Genomic DNA, 23128 nt, shown 5'->3' on the forward strand with positions numbered 1-23128 from the left:
TAAACAGATTTAAAAACCATGATCAAGTTCTCTGGAAGAGACTAAAATGTTATATTGTATAAACTTATTGCTTAGATGCTTTTTGAATCAATTTAGAAATTTCAAAAGTCTCGTTGTAACTAGGCATTCTACCATCATTCCACATTTCTTCATCTTGAGCAGAATAAAACCATAATGGGGTAATAAAACTTTGTGTCCACTCTTTTGTTTTAGAAACCATAGCTTCAAGGCGTTCAGGGTACCTACCTCCCATATTTCTCTTCTCTCCAATATCTGTAGTAATATTGGTTAATTTCCATGGTTCATTACCAACACGTGTAATTTTCCAATCGCCTTGTCTAGCTCCTACATCACAATGCCCGTGACGGTATCGCAAACAATAAATCATTTCATCTTTATATGGTTCCGTATCTTCTAAAACATTAGGCATAATATCTTTACCATCAAGTATTTTACCATTTGGCAGTTTTGATTTTGCCAAAGCTGCAAAGGTTGGATATAAATCTAAAGAGGATACTGGATAATCAAACTTTTTTCCTTTTGCAATTTTATTTGGCCAATGAAAAAACATTGGTACACGATAACCACCTTCCCAAGCATCGCCTTTTGTTCCTTTTAACGGATAATTATTAGCTCCATGGTCAAAATTACCTCCGTTATCACTTAAGAAAACAATTAGTGTATTATCATATTGATTTGTTTCTTTTAAAGCTTTTACAATATTTCCCATACCTCTATCCACAGCATAAACCATAGCGGCATAGGTTCTCCTGTCCTTATCCTTTATATGAGCAAACTTCTTTAAATCTTCCTCTTTGGCTTCTAATGGCACATGTGGCGCATTATAGGCCAAATACATAAAAAAAGGTTTTTCTTTTTTTGCTGCCAATTTTATATCATTTACAGCTTCTCTAGACAAAGCATCTGTTATATATTCTGTTTCCTTAACTTCCTTGTTATTATGTTCTAAGGGCAAATAATAATCTCTAATATTTTTATTACCTTCTTTAAGCTGTTTCTCATATATTTTTTGATATTGCTCTGGAAAGTAATTATGACCTCCTCCTAAAAAACCATAATAATTATCAAAACCTCTGTTATTAGGATGAAACTTAGGAGCAGCTCCTAAATGCCATTTTCCTATTGCACTTGTATAGTAACCAGAATTCTGTAAAACTTTAGACATAAAGATTTCCTTTAAGGGAACTCCCATATTGTCATCATTATTTTTACTAGAATTACTATGTAAATTAAATGGTGTTCCTATCACTTGTGAATAACGCCCTGTTAGCAAAGAAGCCCTACTTGGCCCACAAAAAGGATGCGCAACATAGGCCGATGTAAATACGATTCCATTATTTGCTAAATTATCTAGCTCTGGAGTAGTAATATCCTTAGATCCATTAAAACCTACATCTGCATACCCTAAATCATCACATAAAACAAGTAAAATATTTGGGTTTTTAGTTTCATTCTTAAAACTTGATTGTGCCTTACAACTACTAACAGTTAGTAATATTACAATTAATAGAGCTCTGTTAATATTTTTAAATAGCTTCATTCTTATCATGTTATTTTGTTCCTGTTGCCTTATTACCTTTCCAACCTTTATTAAATTGAATTAATAACTTTTTTACTAATTCTGGATTTTCTTTGGCAACATTAACGGTTTCTTTAGGGTCTGTTTTATGGTCATATAATTCTACAAACAATGGTTCTTTTTCTGGTTGTGTATAATCCTTCCAAACAATTAGTCTATACTGTTCTGTACGCATAGCATACCCCATAAGTCTATTTTCAAACAAATCCCTATCCCATTTCTCTTTTTGTTGGTCTTTAATTTTAGCCTCCACCTCTTCAATTAAAGGTCCAAAATAAGTTTCTCGCATACCCTGAGACAATGGATTTGCAGCCCACTCTCTAAGTGCTGGTGTAGGGAATTGGGTAAATACTGCAGATTTCCAATTCATTTTTGGATTCTCTAATAATGGAGCAAAACTTTGTCCTTCTAAATGATTTGGCAACTGTATTCCCGCTAAATCACATAATGTAGGGTACATATCTACCAGCTCTACTAAAGCATTTGTTTTTTTTCCTCTATTTTCTTTAGCCATATCTGGAGTCCAAATCATTAATGGCACTCGCGTTCCTATTTCATAATTAGTAGCCTTTCCCCAAATACCCATATCTCCTAAATGCCATCCGTGGTCACTCCAAACAATTATAATAGTGTTATCTCTTACACCTGCATCCTCTAAAGCATCTATCATGACACCTATTTGCGCATCAATATAACTTACACAGGCCAAATACGCATGTTTAAGGGTTCTTGCCATTTCATCATCAATAGGGCCTTTTTTAGGAATTCCATATCTAGCACGTAATTCAAAAGAAGGGTGTAAACCCATTGCTGCACCATCTTTTGGCCCTTCGGTTTGTGTTGCTAGTGGTATTTGAGATGCATCATACATATCCCAATATTTTTTAGGAGCCATCCAGTTTAAATGTGGTTTTTTCATCCCCATACCCAAAAAGAAAGGTTTATCTGGATTCTTTTCTAACATATCTTTAAGGGTTGCTATGGCTAATTCTGCATTATACCCATCTTCATAAAATGAATCTGGAACATCTGCTTTTTCATAAGCAGGACCCTTCCCTAATCCGTTTCTTGGTGCATTTTCTCCGTATTTTGCAATTACCTCTGCTGTACTCTTTTTTGAAAATTCTTGATTTTCCTTAAGTGCATATCCTCCTGGAGCCTTACTTTTTTCTATGGTCATCTTATCATAAGCAGGTTTTCTGCTCCATGAAAGTTTAGCATCTCCAAATTTAGTGTTATGGTATATTTTTCCTGTACTAACCGTTTCGTAACCATTGGCCCAAAAATGTTGTGGTAGGGTTAAAATATCTGGATTTTTATCTCTGAAATACGTAAAATTTTCAATTACGTTTATAGTTTCTGGCCTTGCTCCGGTCATTAAACTTGCTCGTGAAGGACTACAAATAGGTTCTTGACAATATGCATTATTAAATAACAAACCATCTGCCGCTAACTTATCTAAATTAGGTGTTACGGCTATATCAGAACCATATGCACCAATTTCAGGTCTTAAATCATCAACAGCTAAAAAAAGAATATTAGACCTACTATTCTTTACCTCTATCGCTTCTTTAGTTTCTTTACACCCAATCACTGTAACTACCATACAAAAAAGTAGTATCGCTCTAAATTTTAATCTCAATATATCATGCATGATTATAATTTCTTTTGATGTTTATTTGATTACAAAAAATTTGCAACAAGCACCCCCAAATTTCCAAACTTTAGCTTATCTAGGCTTCATTAAAATTACCTTATTATTACAGTATTTTAACTATAACTTTTATAAGCCAATTTAAACGCATTACCTATAAATAACTTAATATACAAAACCCTATACTAAGTTAAAATCTTTCAACGGCAAGCTTTTATATCTTTTGCCTGACGCTTTAAAAATTGCATTTACAATCGCTGGCGCTACTACGGGAACCCCTGGCTCACCAACACCAGTTGGTTTCTCGTTATTTTGAACTATTTCTACATGAATTTTAGGCGCGTCTGGCATTCTTAACATACTATAATCATGAAAATTGCTTTGTTCTATAGCTCCATCTTTAGCAGTTATTTTCCCATAAAAAGTATGAGACATTCCAAAAATAACAGAACCTTCCATCTGCGCTTTTATAGTATCTTGATTTACAGCTGTACCGCAATCTATAACCATATACACATTATGAACTTTAACTTTATTTGCTGCCACTGAAACCTCTGCTACACAAGCTACATAGGACAGAAAACTATAATGAACCGCAAGTCCTAATGCATGACCTTCTGGTAAATCCTGGCCCCAACCTGCATTCTTCGCCACAGACTTTAACACATGTTTTAAACGTGCAGTATTATATTTATAAGGATTTTTAGTTTCCTCTATTCTATCACTACCTATTAAATCTAACCTAAACTGCAAAGCATCTTTTCTAGCTTTATGAGCCAGCTCATCTGCAAATACATTAATTGCAAAACCATGTGGAATATTAATTACAGAACGCAACCATCCTATTCTTACATGCGCCTCAGCTTCAGCCGTTTCTATTTGCATATTAGGAACCTCAAAAGGAACATCAGCCGCACTTGCTGCCTCCCATCTTGCTGGTTCTTTTGCTCCTGGTTGAAAAGTAGATGTTATAGATGGTAATGCAAACCTATGCAACCAGCCCGTAACATTTCCTTTTTCATCTAAAGAACCTTTCATGTATTGCGCGGATACCGTATGATAATACCCATGCTGCACATCGTCTTCTCTAGACCACACAACCTGAACAGGTTCATTTATTGCTTTAGACACAATCACAGCTTCCATTATATAATCTGGTTTAGACTTTCTTCCAAAGCCTCCTCCTAAAAAAGTAACATTTACCGTTATATTCTCTTCAGCTATTTTAAGAAAATTAGAAACTACTTTTCTTGTTCTTTGTGGTTCTTGTGTAGGTGCCCAAATTTCGCAGCCCTCTTTATTACACCATGCCACAGCGTTAGGAACTTCCATTGGTGCATGTGCTAAATGTGGCAATTGATATGTACTTTCTACTATTTTACTTGCTTTATTAAAAGCATTATCAATAGTACCAATACTTTTCCTAACTTTTCCAGATTTATGAACAGCTTCTGTCATTGCAGACATAAATTTATCTGAATTATAAATTTCATTACCTCCTTTATCCCATGTAACCTTTAAAGCATCTCTACCTTTAAACGCTGCCCAAGTATTTTCAGCAACCACAGCAACACCTCCTAAAGCTCCAAAAGGTCCTTCTACCCTAGGCACCTCAACAACACGTATAACTCCTTTTATCTTTAATGCTTCTTCCTTATCAATTTTAACAACTGTCCCAAATGCTACAGGACAGCGTTTTATTGCTGCAAATTTCATGTTAGGAAGCCTAAAATCTAAGCCAAAAACAGCTGTTCCATTTGTAAAATTCCGAACATCTATACTCGGTAATTTTTTACCTATATATTTAAAATCTTTGGGGTCTTTTAATAATACTTCTTTTGGTACTTCTAATGTTTTTGCAATTTCTACTAAAGATCCAAAAGCTTTCTTTTTTCCACTAGAGTGAACCACAAAATGATTTTCTGCTTCACATTCCGATTCTGGCACTTCCCATATTTGAGCCGCTGCCGAAATTAACATTGCTTTGGTCGCTGCACCTAATTGGCGCATGGTTTCATACATTAACCTTATACTTTTTGAACCATCCGTATTTTGGTCTCCATACTTTACATCACCAACAGCTTGTTTTACGCTTACTCTACTCCAATCTGCCTCCATTTCATCTGCAATTACAGAAGTTAAAGAAGTTCTTACTCCTTGTCCCATTTCAGAACGAGAAGCCAACAAAATTAAACTCCCATCTGAATTTAACTGAACAAACAAATTAGGATTAAAGGCTACTATTTCTTTTGATGTACAACTCTCTAAAATTACTGTTGTAGACGCCAACACTAAACCCCCAGAAGCCAAACCAATTCCTTTTATAAAACCTCTACGGCTTATGTTCTTTATATCTCCCATAACCGTATTTATTTTGAAGATTCTAGAGTATTATTAATTGCTTCTTTAATTCTGGTATATGTTCCACACCTACATATATTTCTTACCATTGCATTATTAATATCTACTTCGGATGGTGCATCATTAGTATTTAAAAGTGCTGTTGCCGTAATTAACTGTCCTGATTGACAAAAACCACATTGTGGAACATTTAATTTTTCCCAAGAATTTTGTAATTTTCGTAAGTTTTCTGTAGTTCCTTCTATAGTTACAATATCTTTTCCTTCTACTAAAGAGACTTGCAATAAACATGAATTTACAGCATTACCATCTACTAAAACCATACAAGCTCCACAAAGGCCTTTTCCACAACCAAATTTTGTCCCAGTATAACCAATAACATCTCGTAAGACCCACAACAACGGCATATCTGATTCCACATCTACGCTATGTTTTTCTCCATTAATTTGCAAAGTAACCATACTATTCTTTTAAAGTTAAAACAATACTATTTCCTTCTATAAAAGAAAAAACTTTAATAGAAGTACCATATAACTATAATTTCATAAAATTTTAAGACCAAATAACAGGCATAAACACAGTCATTTCGGCTTGCCCCCTATTACTCCATGCAAAATACGGCACCAGTTGCGTCTTATATGTCTCCAAAACAGGTTTTGTAACCGTTTCATACATTTCATTGTTAGCTTTATCTTTACGCAACAGCAACTCTGTATTTATAACTGTTACTCCGCCCAAGAATTCTGTTCTATGCTCTGCTTTTAATTTCGAATCTCCTTTAATGTATACATCTAAAATAGAAGTGTCTTCTGGTAGGTCTGGGCTCTCAATACAGTAAACAATTGGCCCTCTTTTAACAGCTACTTGGTTTCTTACTTCCTCTATTCTATTATTTCCTTCAATTAATTTAATTTCCATTGGCATATCTAATACAATTGTATCACCAGCCTTCCACTCTCTATTAATAACAGCAAAAGTTCCTGGCACAACTTTAATACCAGCATCTTCTCCATTAACATTTAACACACTCCCTTCTGCCCATTTTGGGATTCTTACTTTTATATCAAAAGATTCGTTTTTACACTCGTCTACAGTAATTTTCACAATTCCTTTCCAAGGGTAATCCGTATCTTGCGTTAGCTTAATTGCAGATCCATCTAATAAATTTGTATCTAAAGTATTACCCCCAAATAATACTACTGCAACTCCATTTTCTGACAAAGTATAAGCCCAACCCGAACTCTTACAAATTGTTCTTACTAAGTTGGGTGGACAACAAAAACATTCTAAATAAGCTTGCCTTACTGGACTTTCTGTAACATCTGCATGAGCTTCATAATCTCTAGAGCCGTTTACCATTCTTAATGGATTAGAATAGAAGTACTCTGTTCCATCTACACTAATACCAGATAAACCACTATTAAACAATACTAACTCTATTATATCTGCATAACGAGATTCCTCTTTTAATGCCATCATTCTATTACTAAACATGGCATTACATAGGTTTGCGCAAGTTTCGTTATAAGCTGTCATATTTGGCATCATATACGCATCAATAAAGCCTTCTTCAATCATATCTAAACTTGTAGACGCCCCATAATGTGCTTGCCCTACGGCTCCTGTAACATACATTTTTTTACCTGTCACATTTTCCCACAACCTATCCAATGCATCAATCAATGACTTTTCCCCAGTTTCGGCATATACATCAGCTGCTCCCGCATAATAATACAAAGCTAATACCGCATGCCCTACAGCTTCTTTAGATTCTCTTAATGGTGTGCGTTCTTGCACCATATCTCCAATTGGGTAATCTTTTGTTGTAGAGTGGTCTTCTATTTTAAATGTTCCTCTTCTATTAATAAACTTCTCCGCTAATTTTAAATATTTTTCATCTCTAACAGTCCTATATAATTCAACTAATCCCATTATCTGAGTTTGGTTAAACCCAAAGCGTTGGTAGTGTTGCATCTCTGGCATAAAGTATACGCATAACAAATCTGCTTGTTTAATAGCAATATCTAAAAAGTTATGTTGACCTGTTAAACGGTAGTGCACACTTGCAGCAATAAACAAATGCCCGTAGTTGTACATCTCATGATACTTTCTGTTAGAAAAACGTTCAGCACCTTCTGTAATCTGAATGTGTGTATGAATATATCCATCTTCTTCCTGAGCTTTTCCAATCCACTCAATATATTCATCTAATTTTTGTAATAACTTTTCATCTTTAGTTAAAGAATAAATATACATACATGCTTCCATGTATTTAAAGAAATCTCCATCATGCCAGTAAAAACCTTTGTGTTCTCCTTCTTTTTCTCCTGCTGCTATTTTAAAATTGTTTAACCCATGCCCTATATCACCACATAAAACATCCCCCATATAAGGCACCATGATTTGTGCTGCGGCGTTTTCTTTATCTGCCCAAAATCCATTGCTCCATCTACAATCCCCAAAATTTATACTTTTTAACTTTACATACGGACTTTCTGAAGTATTTGTAATAGCTTTTTTATGATGATATTTAGTTTTCATTAATTTTAACAACTATTTAGTTTATTTAATTTCTTTTTTTATTCTTACTTTTTTTCCTGAAGTGCAAATTGAATTTGCTCGATACTTAAATTCTTCGTTTCCACCAAGTAACGGTATAGAATTAGCATTCCTAAAAATACCGTAATAGCATAAAAAAGCAAGGTGTAACTAATACCCATAGCTTCTAACTGTGTTGGGAATAATATTTGAACAAAGGAACTAACGGTACTCGTAATAAGCGTAAAAAAAGGAATAGCTATTCCTCGTATTCCTATAGGAAAAATTTCTGAAAATAATACCCACATTATAGGCCCTATAGAAAAATGAAAAGCTGCAATAAAACTTAATATTCCTATTAAAATTAAAACTGCATTCATATCCGCAGATTTTTGAATTAATATGCTAGAATAATTTCTAGCATCTTCTTCTCCTAAAGATTTTACAAGTGCTCCTTTAAATGCTAAATCACTATCATATTCAATATCAATAATACTATGCAAACGTTCTTTATTAGATATATCAACAATTTCTGAAATTGCATTTTCAGTAAGCGTATAACGTGCTGTTTGAAAACCATAAAAAGAAATTCCAAGACTAATTACAATCCACAGCATTCCGCCAATTATTAATGGTTTTCTACCAATTTTATCTACAAGCAAAAGTCCCAAAATTGTAAAAATTAGCGCTGTTACTCCTATCCAAATAGCTTGCACAAAAGCAGCATCTGTACCCATTCCTAATTGCTCAAAAACAGTTGGAGCATAAAACAAGATAGCATTTATACCAGTTGCCTGTTGTGCTATAGCTAAAGTCATTGCTATAATTGTAGTAACACGCATAGATTTACCAAAAATTTCTTTCACTTGCGCAATAGTAGAACGACTATCTGTACTTTTTTCAAGGCTTTTTCCCATTGCTAGTAATTGTGCATCAACATCTTTAACTGGCAATAACTTTAACAATGTCTCCTTTGCTTCCTCTTTCTTTTGGTTATAAAATAACCAAGCCGGACTACGAGGAACAAAATACAACAATGCCAACCACAATAATGCAGGAAGAATTTCAGAACCTAACATCCATCTCCAAGTATTTTTATCAATCCCTAAACTACTAACCCAAGAAACATCTGAGCTTCCTAACTGAAGTATTAAATAGTTTATAAAATAAGCTCCTGATAACCCTAGAACAATGTTTATCTGAATCATAGTTACCAATTTTCCTCTAAGCTTCGGAGGAGCAATTTCACCAATATACATAGAAGCCAATGAAATAGAGCTAAATGCCAATCCTCCTAAAAAACGAAAAGATAATAAAGACCAATAATTGGGGGATAAAGCAGAACCTATTGCCGAAATAAGGTAAAGTGCAGCTACTATTTGTAATGTTCTTTTTCTTCCAAATTTATTACAAGCATATCCTGCAAAAAACAAAGCTAATAAAACACCAACACTAGGAGCTCCCACAACAATTCCTAATTGTATTGCATTTAAAGAAAATTCTTGAGATATAAAATTAACTGTACCTGAAATTAGTGCAGCATCTAGCCCAAAAATAAAACCTCCCATTGCAACAATGGTAGCATAAATAAATGCATTTTTTTTGTGTAAGCTCATACTATAAAATTAAGTTGGTGATTTATTCTTTCCCTACCAATCTACAAAATGAAAATAACAGTTTACATAAATTAGGGGCTAAAAAAATTACTCCCAAATTACAGGTAAGAAAACAGTCATCTCACTTTCTTTTCCGCCATTTCTGTTCGACCAAGCATAGTAAGGCACAAAAGTTGTTTTGTACGCTTCCCATGAAGGGCTATTTACTTTATGATACATGCTTTCCCCATCTTGTGTTTTACGAAGTAAAACTTCTCCTGTAATAGCAGAAACACCACCTAAAAAATCAGAACGATATTCTGCTGTCAATTTTTTTGCATCTCCTTTAATATAAACATCTATTACGCTAGCTTCTTTTGGCAGATCTGCAGATTCTACACAATAAACTACAGGACCTCTTTTAACCGCAACTTGATTACGAACTTCCTCTATACGAGAGTGACCTTCCACAAAATTTATATCCATTGGCATATCTAATCGGATAACGTCTCCTTTTTTCCATTTGCGATTAATTGTAGCAAAAGTTCCTGCTTTAACACTAACGCCTGCATCTTGATCATTAACTAATATTTTAGATCCTTCTGCCCATTCCGGAATTCTTAATAAAATATCAAAAGGTTTTCTTTTACTTTTCTGAATAGTAATTTTAACATCCCCATCCCAAGGATAAGCAGTTTCTTGTTTTAATTGGATAGAAGAACCATCTAATAATTTTGTGTTCAAAGTATTGCCACCGTATAAATTTACTGCAACACCATTATCAGATAAACTATAAGCCCAACCAGAAACTTTTGCTATAGTTCTTACTAAATTAGGTGGACAACAAAAACAATCTAAGTATTCTTGACGCGTAGGAAACTCTGTATTCATTTTTTTATAATCTCTAGAACCATGTAAAACGCGCAACGGATTTGCATAATAATACCTGTCGCCATCTAAATTAATACCCGAAAGAGCACTATTATAAAGAACCAACTCCATAATATCTGCATATTTAGACTCCCCTTTTAAACCAAGCATACGATAGCTAAACATAGAATTACAAACATTAGCGCAGGTTTCATTGTAAGCTGTTAAATTAGGCATCATATACCCATCTATAAATCCTTCTTCTATTTTATCTCTATTAGTTGATGCTCCGTAATGTGTTTGCCCAACTGCCCCAGTTACATACATTTTTTTTAGAGCAACATTCATCCAAAGTCTATCTAATGCATCTATTAACTCTTGTTCTCCTGTTTCTGCTGCTACATCGGCAGCTCCTGCATAATAATACAAAGCTAAAACTGCATGACCTACAGCTTCATCTGCTTTACGAATAGGTGTTCTTTCCTGCACCATATCGCCAATTGGGTATCCTTTTGTTTCTGGAGTTTCCTTTACCTCATAAGCACCTCTATTATTTATAAATTTCTCTGCTAAATCTAAGTATTTTTTCTCCTTTGTAGTTCTATATAATTCTACCAATCCCATTATTTGAGTTTGATTAAAACCAAAACGACCATATCTCTCATCATCTGTCATAAAAAGAGACACCAATAAATTAGCATGTTTTATTGCTACATCTAAAAAATTAGTTTGCCCTGTAATTCTATTATGAATACAAGCACTCGTTAATAAGTGACCAGAATTATACATTTCATGATACTTACGATTGTCGTAGCGATCTACATTTTCATTTAACTGTATCTGTGTTTGAAGATACCCATCGGCTTCTTGTGCCTTTCCTATAATAGAAATGTATTCATCTAATTCTGCAAGTAATTTTGGGTCTTTATTTTGCGCATATACATACATAGCTGCCTCCATAAATTTATAAAAATCCCCATCATGCCAACGCATACCTTTATGCTCTCCTTCTTTTAAACCTGCTGCAATCTTAAAGTTATTTAAAGCATGCCCTGTATCTCCTGTAAGCAAAGAGCGCATATAAGGAATCATCCTTTCTTCGGCTACTTTAAATTTATCTGCCCAAAAACCATCTGTCCACTGGCAGTCTCCTATATTTATACTTTTAAAAGCAACATGTTCACTATCTGCATTATTAATAATTCCTTTATTCTGCGCTTTTACAAGTTGCATCGTTGTAAGTAAAAAAACACCTACTATTATTTTTCTCATTTTACTATTATTTATTTATTCTCTATTATTCTTTTTCAATTGGACCACGTCTATAAGTATCCATACGTTCTATATCGTAATTTTCAAAATTTCTTTTTAACATCCATAGAGGGCGTTCCAAAGTAGACTCCCACACAAACATCTCTTTAAACATTTTTCTCACTTTATCAGGATGTTCTGTTACCAAATCATTTTCTTCCGTAAGGTCTTCTGCCAAATTATATAATTCTGCTGGTCTATCTGCAAAACGAATTAACTTCCAATCCCCATTCCTATAGGCTAAACGGACTTCTTTTTTCCAAAACATAGTTTGATGTGGTCTTCCCAAATTATCCCCTTTAACATAAGGCAGAAGATTTACACCATCCACTTCTTTTAAATCTTTTACATCACCTCCGCCAGCAGCATAAAAGGTTGGCAACAAATCCATAGTACTAACAGGAAAATCATATTTCTGCTTCTTTTTTATTTGATTTGGCCAACTCATAAGATATGGCACACGTATACCCCCTTCTAAATGGTTAGATTTTGTTCCGCTTAACGGAAGATTTACAGATGCATTCTTATCTGTAGGACCTCCATTATCATTAGAAAAAACTACAATTGTATTTTTATCTAAACCTAATTCTTTTAGTTTATTTAACACCCTTCCGCAAGCGCGATCTAACGCCAATGTCATTGCCGCCAATTCTTTACGTTTCCCTTTTAACTTTGGAAATTTATCTAAATCTTCTTGCGTAGCTTCCATTGGAGTATGCACAGCATTAAAAGCTAAATATATAAAGAAAGGTTTTTCTTTATTTTTTTCAATAAAACCAGCAGCTTCATCAGCTAAGACATCGGTAACATATCCTTTAGGCTCTTCATAAACACCAAAGCCTCTTTCCATTCTAGTATCTTTATGAGCAGAGGAAGACTCTTCATACCCAAAATAACTACGTGCACCTCCTCTGAATCCATAAAATTCATCAAAACCTCTATTTAAAGGATGATAACGATCCGCATCTCCTAAATGCCATTTACCGTACATAGCAGATGTGTACCCTAATTTTTTAAGATAATCCGCTATTGTAACCTGATCTAAAGGCAAGCCCATATCATCTCCTAGAAATTTTGAATTCTCACTCATATAACCAGGAACGTTTATCTCTTCATATCCAAAACGCTGTTGATACTTCCCTGTCATTAAACCAGCTCTAGAAGGGCCACAAGTGGCATCAGTAACATAACCTTGCGTAAAGGTAATTCCCGACTTAGCTAACTTATCCAAATTAGGAGTTATCATTTCCTTACTGCCTTGAAATCCAAAATCTGCATACCCTGCATCATCTGAAAATAAAAAAACAATATTCGGCTGTTTTTGTGCAAAACTTTGAAATTGAAAGAGTATTACTACCAAAAAAGAACATATATATTTCATATAACTAAATTGATATTTATTGTAAATAAAAATGGTTTAACATCCAACAAAAGAAACACTTATTTAAAAAACTTTTTTTACAAATTTTACCAACTATCAACACTATTTTACCTCAAAAAACACCTTAACATATACATAAACACCAAAAAAAAGCCGTAATTAGACTATAATTACGGCTTTTTATTAGATATTTAATACTATAAATCTACTCTTAAAACATCTACAAATAAAGGTCCTACTGGCAAACGCTCTTCTTTTATATAAGCATGAAAATTTCCTTTTCCTTTGGGTAAATTAACTTTAGAAAATATTACTTTATTTTGACCCTTTTTAACAGGCTGTTGTAATAGAACACCTGCATATTTAAAATATGCTACAGCATCTTTTTTTAACTCTGGTAAGTCATATGAAATGTTGTAAATTCCGGCCTCCGTTTTTACTCGCCAAAATCCCAACTTATTATCTTCAATAACGTGTGGTCCTCCATAATCAAAACGAGATATAACTCGTGGTCCTCCCCAATCAAAACGAGACAAATTTACATGTAACTGCTCTTTTGTTCCTAGGTGTATTCTTTGAATGCCTTTAGCATTACGTTCTTCTGTTACCGCATCAAACCAATTTTCATAATCTAACAATAGTTTCTCTACTATATCTGGATGCTTTTGCGCTAAATTAATTCGTTCACTAGGATCTTTCTCTACATCATATAGTTCTAAATTTTTTAAAACATTCTTTAATTCATGATCGGTAGGTTGATGCACAATACCATGCGGAAAATCGTGTGGGCCTACTAGTTTATAATTTTGAGTACGTACACCAAAATGCATATACTTAAAAGGTGTTGGCCCATAGTGCATCTGTACATAAAAAGACCTATCATCAAGGGCTGAATCTTCTCCTTTTTTCCATAAGGACCATAAAGACTTACCATCTAAAGAAACTTTCTTTGGAATATCTATATCGGCAGCCTCTAATATGGTAGGTAAAATATCAATCATAGAACCCATAATATTTGTAGTTGTTTTTTTGGGTAAATTATTTTTCCATTTTACATAAAAAGGCACTCGTATACCCGCCTCATAAACACTTGTTTTTGTCCCTCGTAAATTAGACCCCCAGCGTCCAGGATATACATCATTCTTAGACCTTCTAGTTCTAGGTCCATTATCTGACAAGAATAACACTATAGTGTTTTCTTCTATCCCTAAGTCTTTTAGCTTTTTTAAAACTCTTCCTACATTATAATCTATACTAGAAATCATTCCATATGTAAGTGCATTATCTTCATGTAAACCCATTTTCCTATATGGTTCTGCTAATTTATCTGGAACCTGAAGTGGAAAATGAGGCAAATTTGTTGCTAGATATGCAAAAAAAGGTTTACCTCCTTTTTTACTAATAAATTCTAATGTTGCATCTGTAAAAATATCATCACAATACCCTTCGTATTTTTTAGAGACATTATTATGTTCCAAAATAGGGTCAAAATAAGTATTTCCAGCAGGTCCTGCAGCTTGACCAATTCCTCCCCCTTTATGCACTAAAACTTCTTGAAACCCTTGATCTGAAGGCCTCATGGGATTATTGTCGCCAACATGCCATTTACCAAAAATTCCAGTTCTATATCCATTATCTTTTAAAATTTCTGCTATAGTTACTTCTGAACTATTCATAAAATGATCTACTTGCGTTACCGCCGTAACACCTGTTCTATAAGGATACCTTCCTGTTAATAATGCTGCCCTTGAAGCAGAACAATTAGGATATGAAATAAAAGTAGACATCTCTATACCTTCATTACCAATACTCTCTATATGCGGTGTTTTTAAATACGGATTGCCATGAGCACCAATATCTCCATAGCCTTGATCATCGGTCATCATTATAATAATATTAGGTTTTTTCTCTTGAGCAATAATCTTACTCCCAAAAGAAAAAAATAATAGAATAAATAAAACATTTATCTCCCTTATATTAAGCTTACTTTTATTTAAATTTTTCATGCTATATGAATTTAATTTATTCAAATATTCTTACCAATTTGTAAAAGATCCATCTTTACGTTTTAACCTAGGAGTCTCAACTGGCTTAAAACCTTCTTTTATTGCTAATTCCTCATTAAACTCTACCCCTAACCCTGGAACGTCATCTACTTTATAGCGAGAACCTATTAACTTTGGCTGTTTCGTATAATAATTTTCATCATCTAATCCTGGGTTTTCTACAGGTGTATTCATTTCCTCTAGCCATGTAAAATTTGGTGATGCTGCCGCCAAATGAATTGTTGCTGCTGTACAAATAGGACCTATTGGGTTATGAGGCAACAAATCTATATAATGAGCCTCTGCCATACTTGCTACTTTCATAGCTTCTGTAATACCCCCAACATTACAAACATCTATTCTTGCAAATTGTGTAAGTCCTTTTTCTAAATAGGGCATAAATTGCCATTTACTAGCAAATTCTTCTCCTATAGCAAAAGGCACATTAACCATACTTCTTAATGTTTCATATGCCTTTGGAGATTCGTCTCTTATTGGTTCTTCTATAAAATCTAATGTACCAACAGGCATACGCTGAATAAAAGAAACTGTTTCTGGAACAGAAAGTCTATGATGGTAATCTATACCAATGGTTGGAGCCGATCCGATTACTTTTCGTAATTCTACCAACCAATCTGCTATAATAGCAATAGATTCTCTAGGCTCAAAAGTAGAGGCATATTTACCTTCTTCATATTCCGCAGGAGCAAGTCGCAGCATTCTCCAACCCTCCTTAATTAAAATTTGCGCTCTTTCTATAAGCTCTGCTTTACTACTAAAACGTAAAGAAGCAAAACACTCTATATAATCCCTTTGTTTTCCGCCCAGAAGCTCATAAACAGGAACTCCTAATGCTTTTCCTTTTATATCATACAATGCAATATCTATTGCAGAAATAGCGGCAGTAAGTACTCTGCCACCTTCAAAATATTGGCCTCTATATAAATCTTGCCATATTGCTCCAATTTGCCTTGGATCCTTCCCTATTAATAAAGGCTTATAATGTTCAATTACCCCTATTACTGCAAACTCTCTTCCTGTTATTCCAGAAGCTCCCCAACCATAAACACCCGTATTAGTCTCAACTTTAATGTTTAACTGACTTCTTCCTGCTATATTTACTGGATAGGTTTTTATATCTGTTATTTTCATTATTTGTTTTCTTAATTAATTTCTATCCTTTTTACTTTACCTACTATAAACAAGAAGGACAAAAAGCCTAATATTGTCATTGCACCTATAAAATATAGAGCAGGACTAAAATCTCCTTCTTTAACTAATACACCAATTACCACAGGAACCACTACTGCGGATAATCCTCCAATAAGATTAAACACCCCACCAACAAGGCCTATCATATGCTTAGGAGCTGTTAAAGAAACAAACACCCAAGTTATAGAAGCCAGACCATTACCAAAAAAGGCTATAGTTAAGAATAGAATGATAAAAAATGTACTATCTGTAAAATTTGCCCCAATAATAGCTACGGATAATAGCATACCACACAAGACTGGTGTTTTTCTGGAAAACTCTTTGGAATATCCTTTTTTAATCAAATAATCTGATGTAAAACCTGATAATAAAACCCCAACAAACGCAGCTAAAAAAGGTATAGAAGCTAAAAATCCAGATTTAATAAAATCTAGACCTCTATACTCTACCAGGTATGTTGGAAACCAAGTTAAAAAGAAGATAGAAACAGAGCCTAAACAAAACTGTCCTAAATATATACCCCAAAGTTTACGGTACTTAAAAGCTTCTAATAAATCTGCCCAATTAAATTTTGGTTGCTTTTGTTTTTCTTCATCAACTATTAAAGCACCACCTTCACCTATTTTCTCTAATTCTTCTTTTGAAACGGTTTTATGTTGGTCAGGGTCCCTATAAAATAAATACCAAACAATAGACCATATTATTCCCAAAACTCCGGAAACTATTAACAAGCCTCTCCACCCTACTTTATCTTGCACCCAAGCTAGCACTGGAAATAAAAATGCTAATCCTATAAACTGCCCCGATGTATAAATAGCAATTGCAGATGCTCTTTCTTCTTCTGGAAACCACTTGGTAACAATTGCATTATTTGCAGGATATGATGGTGCTTCAAAAACACCTATACTAGCTCTTAATCCTAATAAAACAGCAAAAGAATTTACAAAGCCTTGTAATAAGGTTGCTATAGACCATAAAAAAAGCATTGCTGCATATAAGAATCGTAATCTAATTTTATCTACTATAATTCCTCCTGGAATTTGCAAAGCAACGTACGTCCAACCAAAGGCCGAAAAAATTAAACCCATTTGAACAGTAGTAAGTTCTAAAGATTCACTCATAGCAGAAGCCGCTACAGAAATATTGGTACGATCCAAATAATTAACTACAACAGTTCCAAAAATTAAAGCTAATATGTTATAACGTTTTTTATTCATATTCTTTTTATTGTTACTCAAAAGCAAGACTTTACTGGTTTTGTTATAGAAAAAAACCGAGAGGCTCCCCCCTCGGTTTAACTAACTCAAAAAAATCTCAATTAAATAAAATTATATGCTACTAATATCCATCATTTTGGATAAGAGATGCTGTCTTATCAATTTCAGCTTGCGGAATTGGTAAGTAGTACATTCTTTGGAACCAAGGTCTTGTAACAACAGTATACTCCTCATTGGTTACTGTACCATCTACTTGCGTTGTCCAAGTAAGTCCTTTAATATCCATACCAAGGTGATCTTCATTCATCCAGCGCCTTTCATCAAAGAAATTATGTCCTTCAAAAGCAAGCTCAATACGTCTTTCTCTTTTTATAGCTTCTAACAAATCCGTTCCAGCTGCAGTAATAGCCGGTTGAAGTCCTCTTGCAACAGATTTATTAACAAAAGTTAAAGCCTCTGCTTCATTTCCTAAATGATATTGTGCTTCCGCATAGTTTAAATAAATCTCAGCTAACCTGTATAGTATATACGGTCTTCCAGGTGTAGGGTCTTGAATATTCCCTAAAGATTCGTTTTGAAATTTACGGATATTATACCCTGTCTTAGATGAATGCCTTACATTACCTAAACCTTCAGGAGAATCATCTCCATGAGGATACTCATCTGGATTTAAGGATAATGCATAATTTATAGGATTCCCTCTAAACTCTGCTCCTTGAAAATTAAGATTTGCATAATAACGCATTTCTCTATTAGCATTAGGGTCTGCTGGATCAAATAAACCATCATCGGTTGTTGTACCATCATTCATATTATACTGCAATGCATAGTTATGCGTAGGAGAAGATAACGCCCATCCATCATCTCCATTTGGAGATTGAGTTCTATCCCATAATGAATTACCATCTGTTCCAAAAGCAAATATGGTACTACCAAATGGTCTTGCAAAAATAATATCTTCGTTTACGGATAAAAATAAATCCTGATATCCTTTTGCATCAGCAACAGAAATTAAATCACGAGATCCAACCATGTCAATAACTGCTTTAGCTGCATCTGATGCATCTTGCCATTTTGTAGCCTTAGAATATGTATAAAAATCTGTATTAGTTGTTTGCGGCGCTAAAGCAGGGTCATGCAAATCGCTTGCCGCATACAACAATACTCTAGATTTAACTGCCAAAGCTGCCATTTTAGTTGCTCTTCCAAATTCGTCCTCTGGTCTAGTATCTGGTAATACAGCCGCAGCAGCATCTAACTCACTTACAATAAAATTAACACATTCTTCGTACGTATTTCTAGGAATATTAAAATCATCATCTAAGCTAGCTGCTGTTTCTAATATAGGAACTCCTCCATAATATCTTATAAGTTTGCTATATAAGTTAGCTCTTAAAAATCTCATTTCTGCTAAAAGAAGATTGACCTTTTCTGGGTCTTGCTCCATTGCAGGCGACTCCGGAATTTGATCAAAAAATAAGTTAGCCTGTCTTATGTAAGTGTAATATTTAGACCATTGATTTCTAAAAAAACCAGGGTTCCCAGCTGTCCAACCAGCTCTAACACGTAGTAAATCTAAATTATTAAAATTAAACTTAGACTCAAATGAAGCATTTTCAATATTAAACCTTCTAGACCACCAAATGGAATTATCTAATCCCCAATTTTCTGTACTATTGTATGTGGTTAACAATAACAGTTCTACTTGTTCTGGAGTACTAAGAACTAAATCACTCGCAAAAGAACCAGTTACATCAATATCCAAATCGTCATCACAACTACTCACAGAAAAGAATAGTAGTACTGCAAATAGATATGTTAATTTAAAATTTTTCATATTTCTCATTTTTTTTTATTAAAAGCTAAAATTAAGACCTATCGTATACGTCTTTAACGGAGTATAAGTTGCATTTCTAAAACTATTGTAACCTGTAGCCTCTGGATCTAGACCTAAATCATAAATATCAGAGAACATAGTTAAAAGGTTAAACCCTCTAGCAAATATTTTAATATCACCACCAATTTTTGTTTTTTCATTAGTTAGTGTATACCCTAGCTCTACTTCTTTAAGTCTTACGAAAGAAGCATCTTGATACCAAAGGTCAGCTCCTTGGAAACCACTATTATTAGTATTTACATTCCCTTCACTGATAGGTGAGTTTTGTGCATCTCCAGGACCAAAAGCTCTTGGGAAACTTGCATTTCTATTATTAGGAGTCCATCTTTGATTAAATACAAAATCTGGCGCTGCACCTTGACTTTCTGCAAAATAAACTAGAGTCTCTGCCTCTGCCTGTCCTTGTAACAAAAAGTTTAAGTTAAAAGCCTTATAATTTATACCTCCATAAATACCATACTGTATTTGTGGAATATTTGAAGAACCTACACGTATTCTGTCCTCTGCATCAATTACACCATCCTCGTTAGAATCTATATAATTAATATCTCCTGGCTGTGGATTACCCCATTTTACATCTGTAGCATCTATTTGTGCTTGATCTCTAAATACACCATTAGTAGCATACATTACATAAGAATCTATTGGTAAGCCTTGCTGTCTTAGCAATGGAGAAATATTATCTCCTTCTGGTAAAGAAACTACTTCGTTAACAGCTTTAGAGAAATTAGCTCCTATGTTATAGCCAACTTCACCAATTTTATCTGCCCAAGACAATTCAAACTCCCATCCTGTACTTTTGGTTGCACCAATGTTTTCAGCAGGAATTTGTGAATTTTGAAGTCCTATAAAATCTGGAAGATTACCCGATCTATTTACTAATATTCCAGATCTTTCTTGATTAAAATAGTTAATATCACCACTTAATTTATTATTAAATAAGGTGAAATTAACCCCAACGTTTTTCATATCTGCAGTTTCCCAAGTTACATCTGGGTTTGCAATTCTGTTTAAAGTATATGAATTAGATAAATTACCACCTACACCAGTTACATAATAGTTAGGAAAGGCTGTGTTTAAGTTATTATTTCCGTAATCATATAAGGATAAAAATTGATTTGGACCAATACGGTCATTACCCATTTCTGACCAAGAAGCTCTAAATTTCAAAGCATCTAACCAATCTACATTTTCCATGAACTTCTCATTAGCTAGTGACCATGAAACTGCTACACTTGGAAAAGTACCAAATCTTTTTCCTGTTCCAAAATTACTAGACCCATCATGACGAATAGTAAAATCTACAAAATATCGTTTCTTGTAGTCATATGATAAAGACCCAAAATAATCTTGTCTTTTAAATTCAGAACTTGTCCCGCTTGATAATTGTCTATCGTCATTATTTCCCTGAAATAATTCACCAGAACGTGGATCAGGAAAACCACCTGTTTTTTCAGCAAAAAATTCACGCGTATTAGAATTTAATCTTTCATGCCCTACAAATGCATTTAAACTATGATCTCCAAAAACTTTTGCATAGTGTAAACGTATGTTATACAATTGCTCATCAAACTTCCAAAAAGTCTCACGTAAAATTCTATTAGTTCCTCTTTGGTTAGACCCAATTCCAGGAACATATTCATCTCCCACTAATTGATAATGCGTCCATGGCGTATACCAATCTTTATCATCTCTATTCAACTTTCTAATACCCACATAACTTTTTATGCTTAATCCTTCAGCAATTTTACTTAAATCCCAATCAAATGAGAATTTACTTTGTAAAGTAGTATTTTTTGCTCTTTGAAAACCAGATTCTAAACTAGATGTTAACACAGGGTTACCTTCGTCTGAACCTCTAGCAGGTAAACCATTAGGATAAACACCAACCTCAATAGGAACTGTATTAAATATTAATTTATATATATTACCAGAAGTTACTCCAGGCTGTTGTGTATTTCCAAATCTTCCAGATAAATCAACACCCAACTTAATTTTATCTGTTAACATTACATCAATATTAGAACGCACTTGGTATTGTTTAAATTTAAGTGCTCCTGACTTAAACATACCTTTTTGGTCTAAGAAATCTCCACTAACAAAATATTTAACTTTTTCGTTTCCACCAGAAATTGAAAGAGAATTTCTAGATTCTGGAGAAGAGTTTGCAAAAGTTAAATCTGCCCAATTTGTATTTGGGAAATTAATAGGGTCATTACCCGCTGCATAAGCAGCAATATCTTCATCAGAATACGGCAATGGATTACCTGCGTAACCAGCAATTTCGTTTTGATACGTTGTCCATTGTTCTGACGACATTAAATTAGGCTGTCTTGTGAAGCTAGATATATTATAAGAAGTACTAAAGTTAATTTTTGGCTTACCAGATTTACCTCTTTGCGTAGTAATTAAAATTACACCATTTGCAGCACGTGAACCATAAATTGCTGCGGCACCATCCTTAAGAATAGTTAAAGAAGCAATATCTTGTGGCGCTAATTGTGAGAATGAACCAGAAGGAATACCATCAATTAAAATTAATGGAGAGTTATTTCCTAATGTAGATTTACCTCTAATTAATATAGTGGTAGCATCATCATTTGTATTTCCTCCTGCACCATTACCAGCACCAGGATATCCACCACGGTCATTAATAATAAGTCCTGAAGCTCGTCCTGCTAAAGACTTAGCTACATCTTTACTTGATGTTTGAGCAATAGCCTCACTACTAATAGTACTAACAGAACCTGTAAGTTCTCCTCTTTTCTTTGTAGAATAACCTACCACTACAACTTCGTCTAATTTAGAAGTATCCCCTTCTAACACTACATTAAGAGTTGTATTACTACCAACGACCACCTCTTTTGTTGCATACCCTATATAAGAGAACACCAATACAGTATCATTACTATCTACTGAAATAGAATAGTTACCATCAAAATCTGTTGAAGTCCCAGAAGTAGTTCCTTTAATCATTACTGTTACACCTGCCAAAGGCCCTTCTGCGTCGGAAACGTTACCACTAATTGTTTGTCCTTGATTTACGCTAATTGCTAACGCATTTAAAGCTGTCGCATCATTAGCGTAAGATATAATTGAAAAACCCATTACTAGGGCACAACTAATCATTTTTAAAACACTAGACACAAAACCTTTAGGCTTCCTATAGCCAAAAGAATTTGATGAATAAGCGTTTATTTTACATTTTTTTTTCATAAGTTTAATAAGTTAGAGTTATTAGAATTTTTAGTTAGTTCTTGCTCTGCAATTTTCTACAGGGAAGTATGTCCAGTACTTTCCTGTTTTTTATTAATTATCATTTTCTCATTTAAAAGTGTTTTAATTATTTAAAATAAAATTTTTGATATCTACAATTGTCAAGGTCACAATTAGCAGTTCTACAAATAAAGCGTAATTTCTAATGTATCTCTTAGCAAAATTTAACCT

The 23128-nt window shown here is 33.9% G+C and carries 13 protein-coding genes; all 13 read right to left on the bottom strand.

The window, feature by feature from the left end:
* Window positions 1-64: 64 nt before the first annotated feature.
* Window positions 65-1561, bottom strand: coding sequence for a sulfatase-like hydrolase/transferase (locus Q0820_RS13355; RefSeq protein WP_298488177.1), 1497 nt, complete (start codon window positions 1559-1561; stop codon window positions 65-67).
* Between the two features lie 10 nt (window positions 1562-1571).
* On the bottom strand, window positions 1572-3206 hold the full coding sequence (locus Q0820_RS13360; protein ID WP_298488178.1) for a sulfatase: 1635 nt from the start codon (window positions 3204-3206) through the stop codon (window positions 1572-1574).
* Window positions 3207-3434: 228 nt separating this feature from the next.
* Complete coding sequence (locus tag Q0820_RS13365; protein WP_298488179.1) at window positions 3435-5615, bottom strand: molybdopterin cofactor-binding domain-containing protein; 2181 nt, start codon at window positions 5613-5615, stop codon at window positions 3435-3437.
* Between the two features lie 8 nt (window positions 5616-5623).
* Entirely contained in the window at window positions 5624-6076 is a 453-nt protein-coding gene (locus Q0820_RS13370) for a (2Fe-2S)-binding protein (RefSeq protein ID WP_298488180.1), read from the bottom strand.
* Window positions 6077-6167: 91 nt separating this feature from the next.
* Window positions 6168-8156 carry a beta-L-arabinofuranosidase domain-containing protein gene (locus tag Q0820_RS13375; RefSeq protein ID WP_298488182.1) on the bottom strand — a complete coding sequence of 663 codons (1989 nt, stop codon included), beginning with the start codon at window positions 8154-8156 and terminating at the stop codon, window positions 6168-6170.
* 44 nt (window positions 8157-8200) lie between these two features.
* Window positions 8201-9769, bottom strand: a complete 1569-nt coding sequence (locus Q0820_RS13380) for a sugar porter family MFS transporter (protein ID WP_298488184.1) — start codon at window positions 9767-9769, stop codon at window positions 8201-8203.
* Between the two features lie 87 nt (window positions 9770-9856).
* Window positions 9857-11890, bottom strand: coding sequence for a beta-L-arabinofuranosidase domain-containing protein (locus Q0820_RS13385; RefSeq protein ID WP_298488186.1), 2034 nt, complete (start codon window positions 11888-11890; stop codon window positions 9857-9859).
* A 25-nt stretch (window positions 11891-11915) separates the two neighbouring features.
* Window positions 11916-13310 carry a sulfatase gene (locus tag Q0820_RS13390; protein WP_298488188.1) on the bottom strand — a complete coding sequence of 465 codons (1395 nt, stop codon included), beginning with the start codon at window positions 13308-13310 and terminating at the stop codon, window positions 11916-11918.
* Between the two features lie 197 nt (window positions 13311-13507).
* Window positions 13508-15316, bottom strand: coding sequence for an arylsulfatase (locus Q0820_RS13395; protein WP_298488190.1), 1809 nt, complete (start codon window positions 15314-15316; stop codon window positions 13508-13510).
* A 30-nt stretch (window positions 15317-15346) separates the two neighbouring features.
* Window positions 15347-16507: a mandelate racemase/muconate lactonizing enzyme family protein gene (locus tag Q0820_RS13400; RefSeq protein ID WP_298488192.1), complete on the bottom strand. Its 1161-nt coding sequence runs from the start codon at window positions 16505-16507 to the stop codon at window positions 15347-15349.
* 11 nt (window positions 16508-16518) lie between these two features.
* Window positions 16519-17784: an MFS transporter gene (locus Q0820_RS13405; RefSeq protein ID WP_298488194.1), complete on the bottom strand. Its 1266-nt coding sequence runs from the start codon at window positions 17782-17784 to the stop codon at window positions 16519-16521.
* A 121-nt stretch (window positions 17785-17905) separates the two neighbouring features.
* Window positions 17906-19621 (bottom strand): RagB/SusD family nutrient uptake outer membrane protein, encoded by a 1716-nt coding sequence (locus Q0820_RS13410; RefSeq protein WP_298488195.1) that lies wholly within the window; start codon window positions 19619-19621, stop codon window positions 17906-17908.
* A gap of 18 nt (window positions 19622-19639) precedes the next feature.
* Window positions 19640-22897, bottom strand: a complete 3258-nt coding sequence (locus Q0820_RS13415; protein WP_298488197.1) for a TonB-dependent receptor — start codon at window positions 22895-22897, stop codon at window positions 19640-19642.
* Between the last annotated feature and the right edge of the window lie 231 nt (window positions 22898-23128).

The sequence above is a fragment of the uncultured Maribacter sp. genome (assembly GCF_947495965.1).
Taxonomy (GTDB): Bacteria; Bacteroidota; Bacteroidia; order Flavobacteriales; family Flavobacteriaceae; genus Maribacter_B.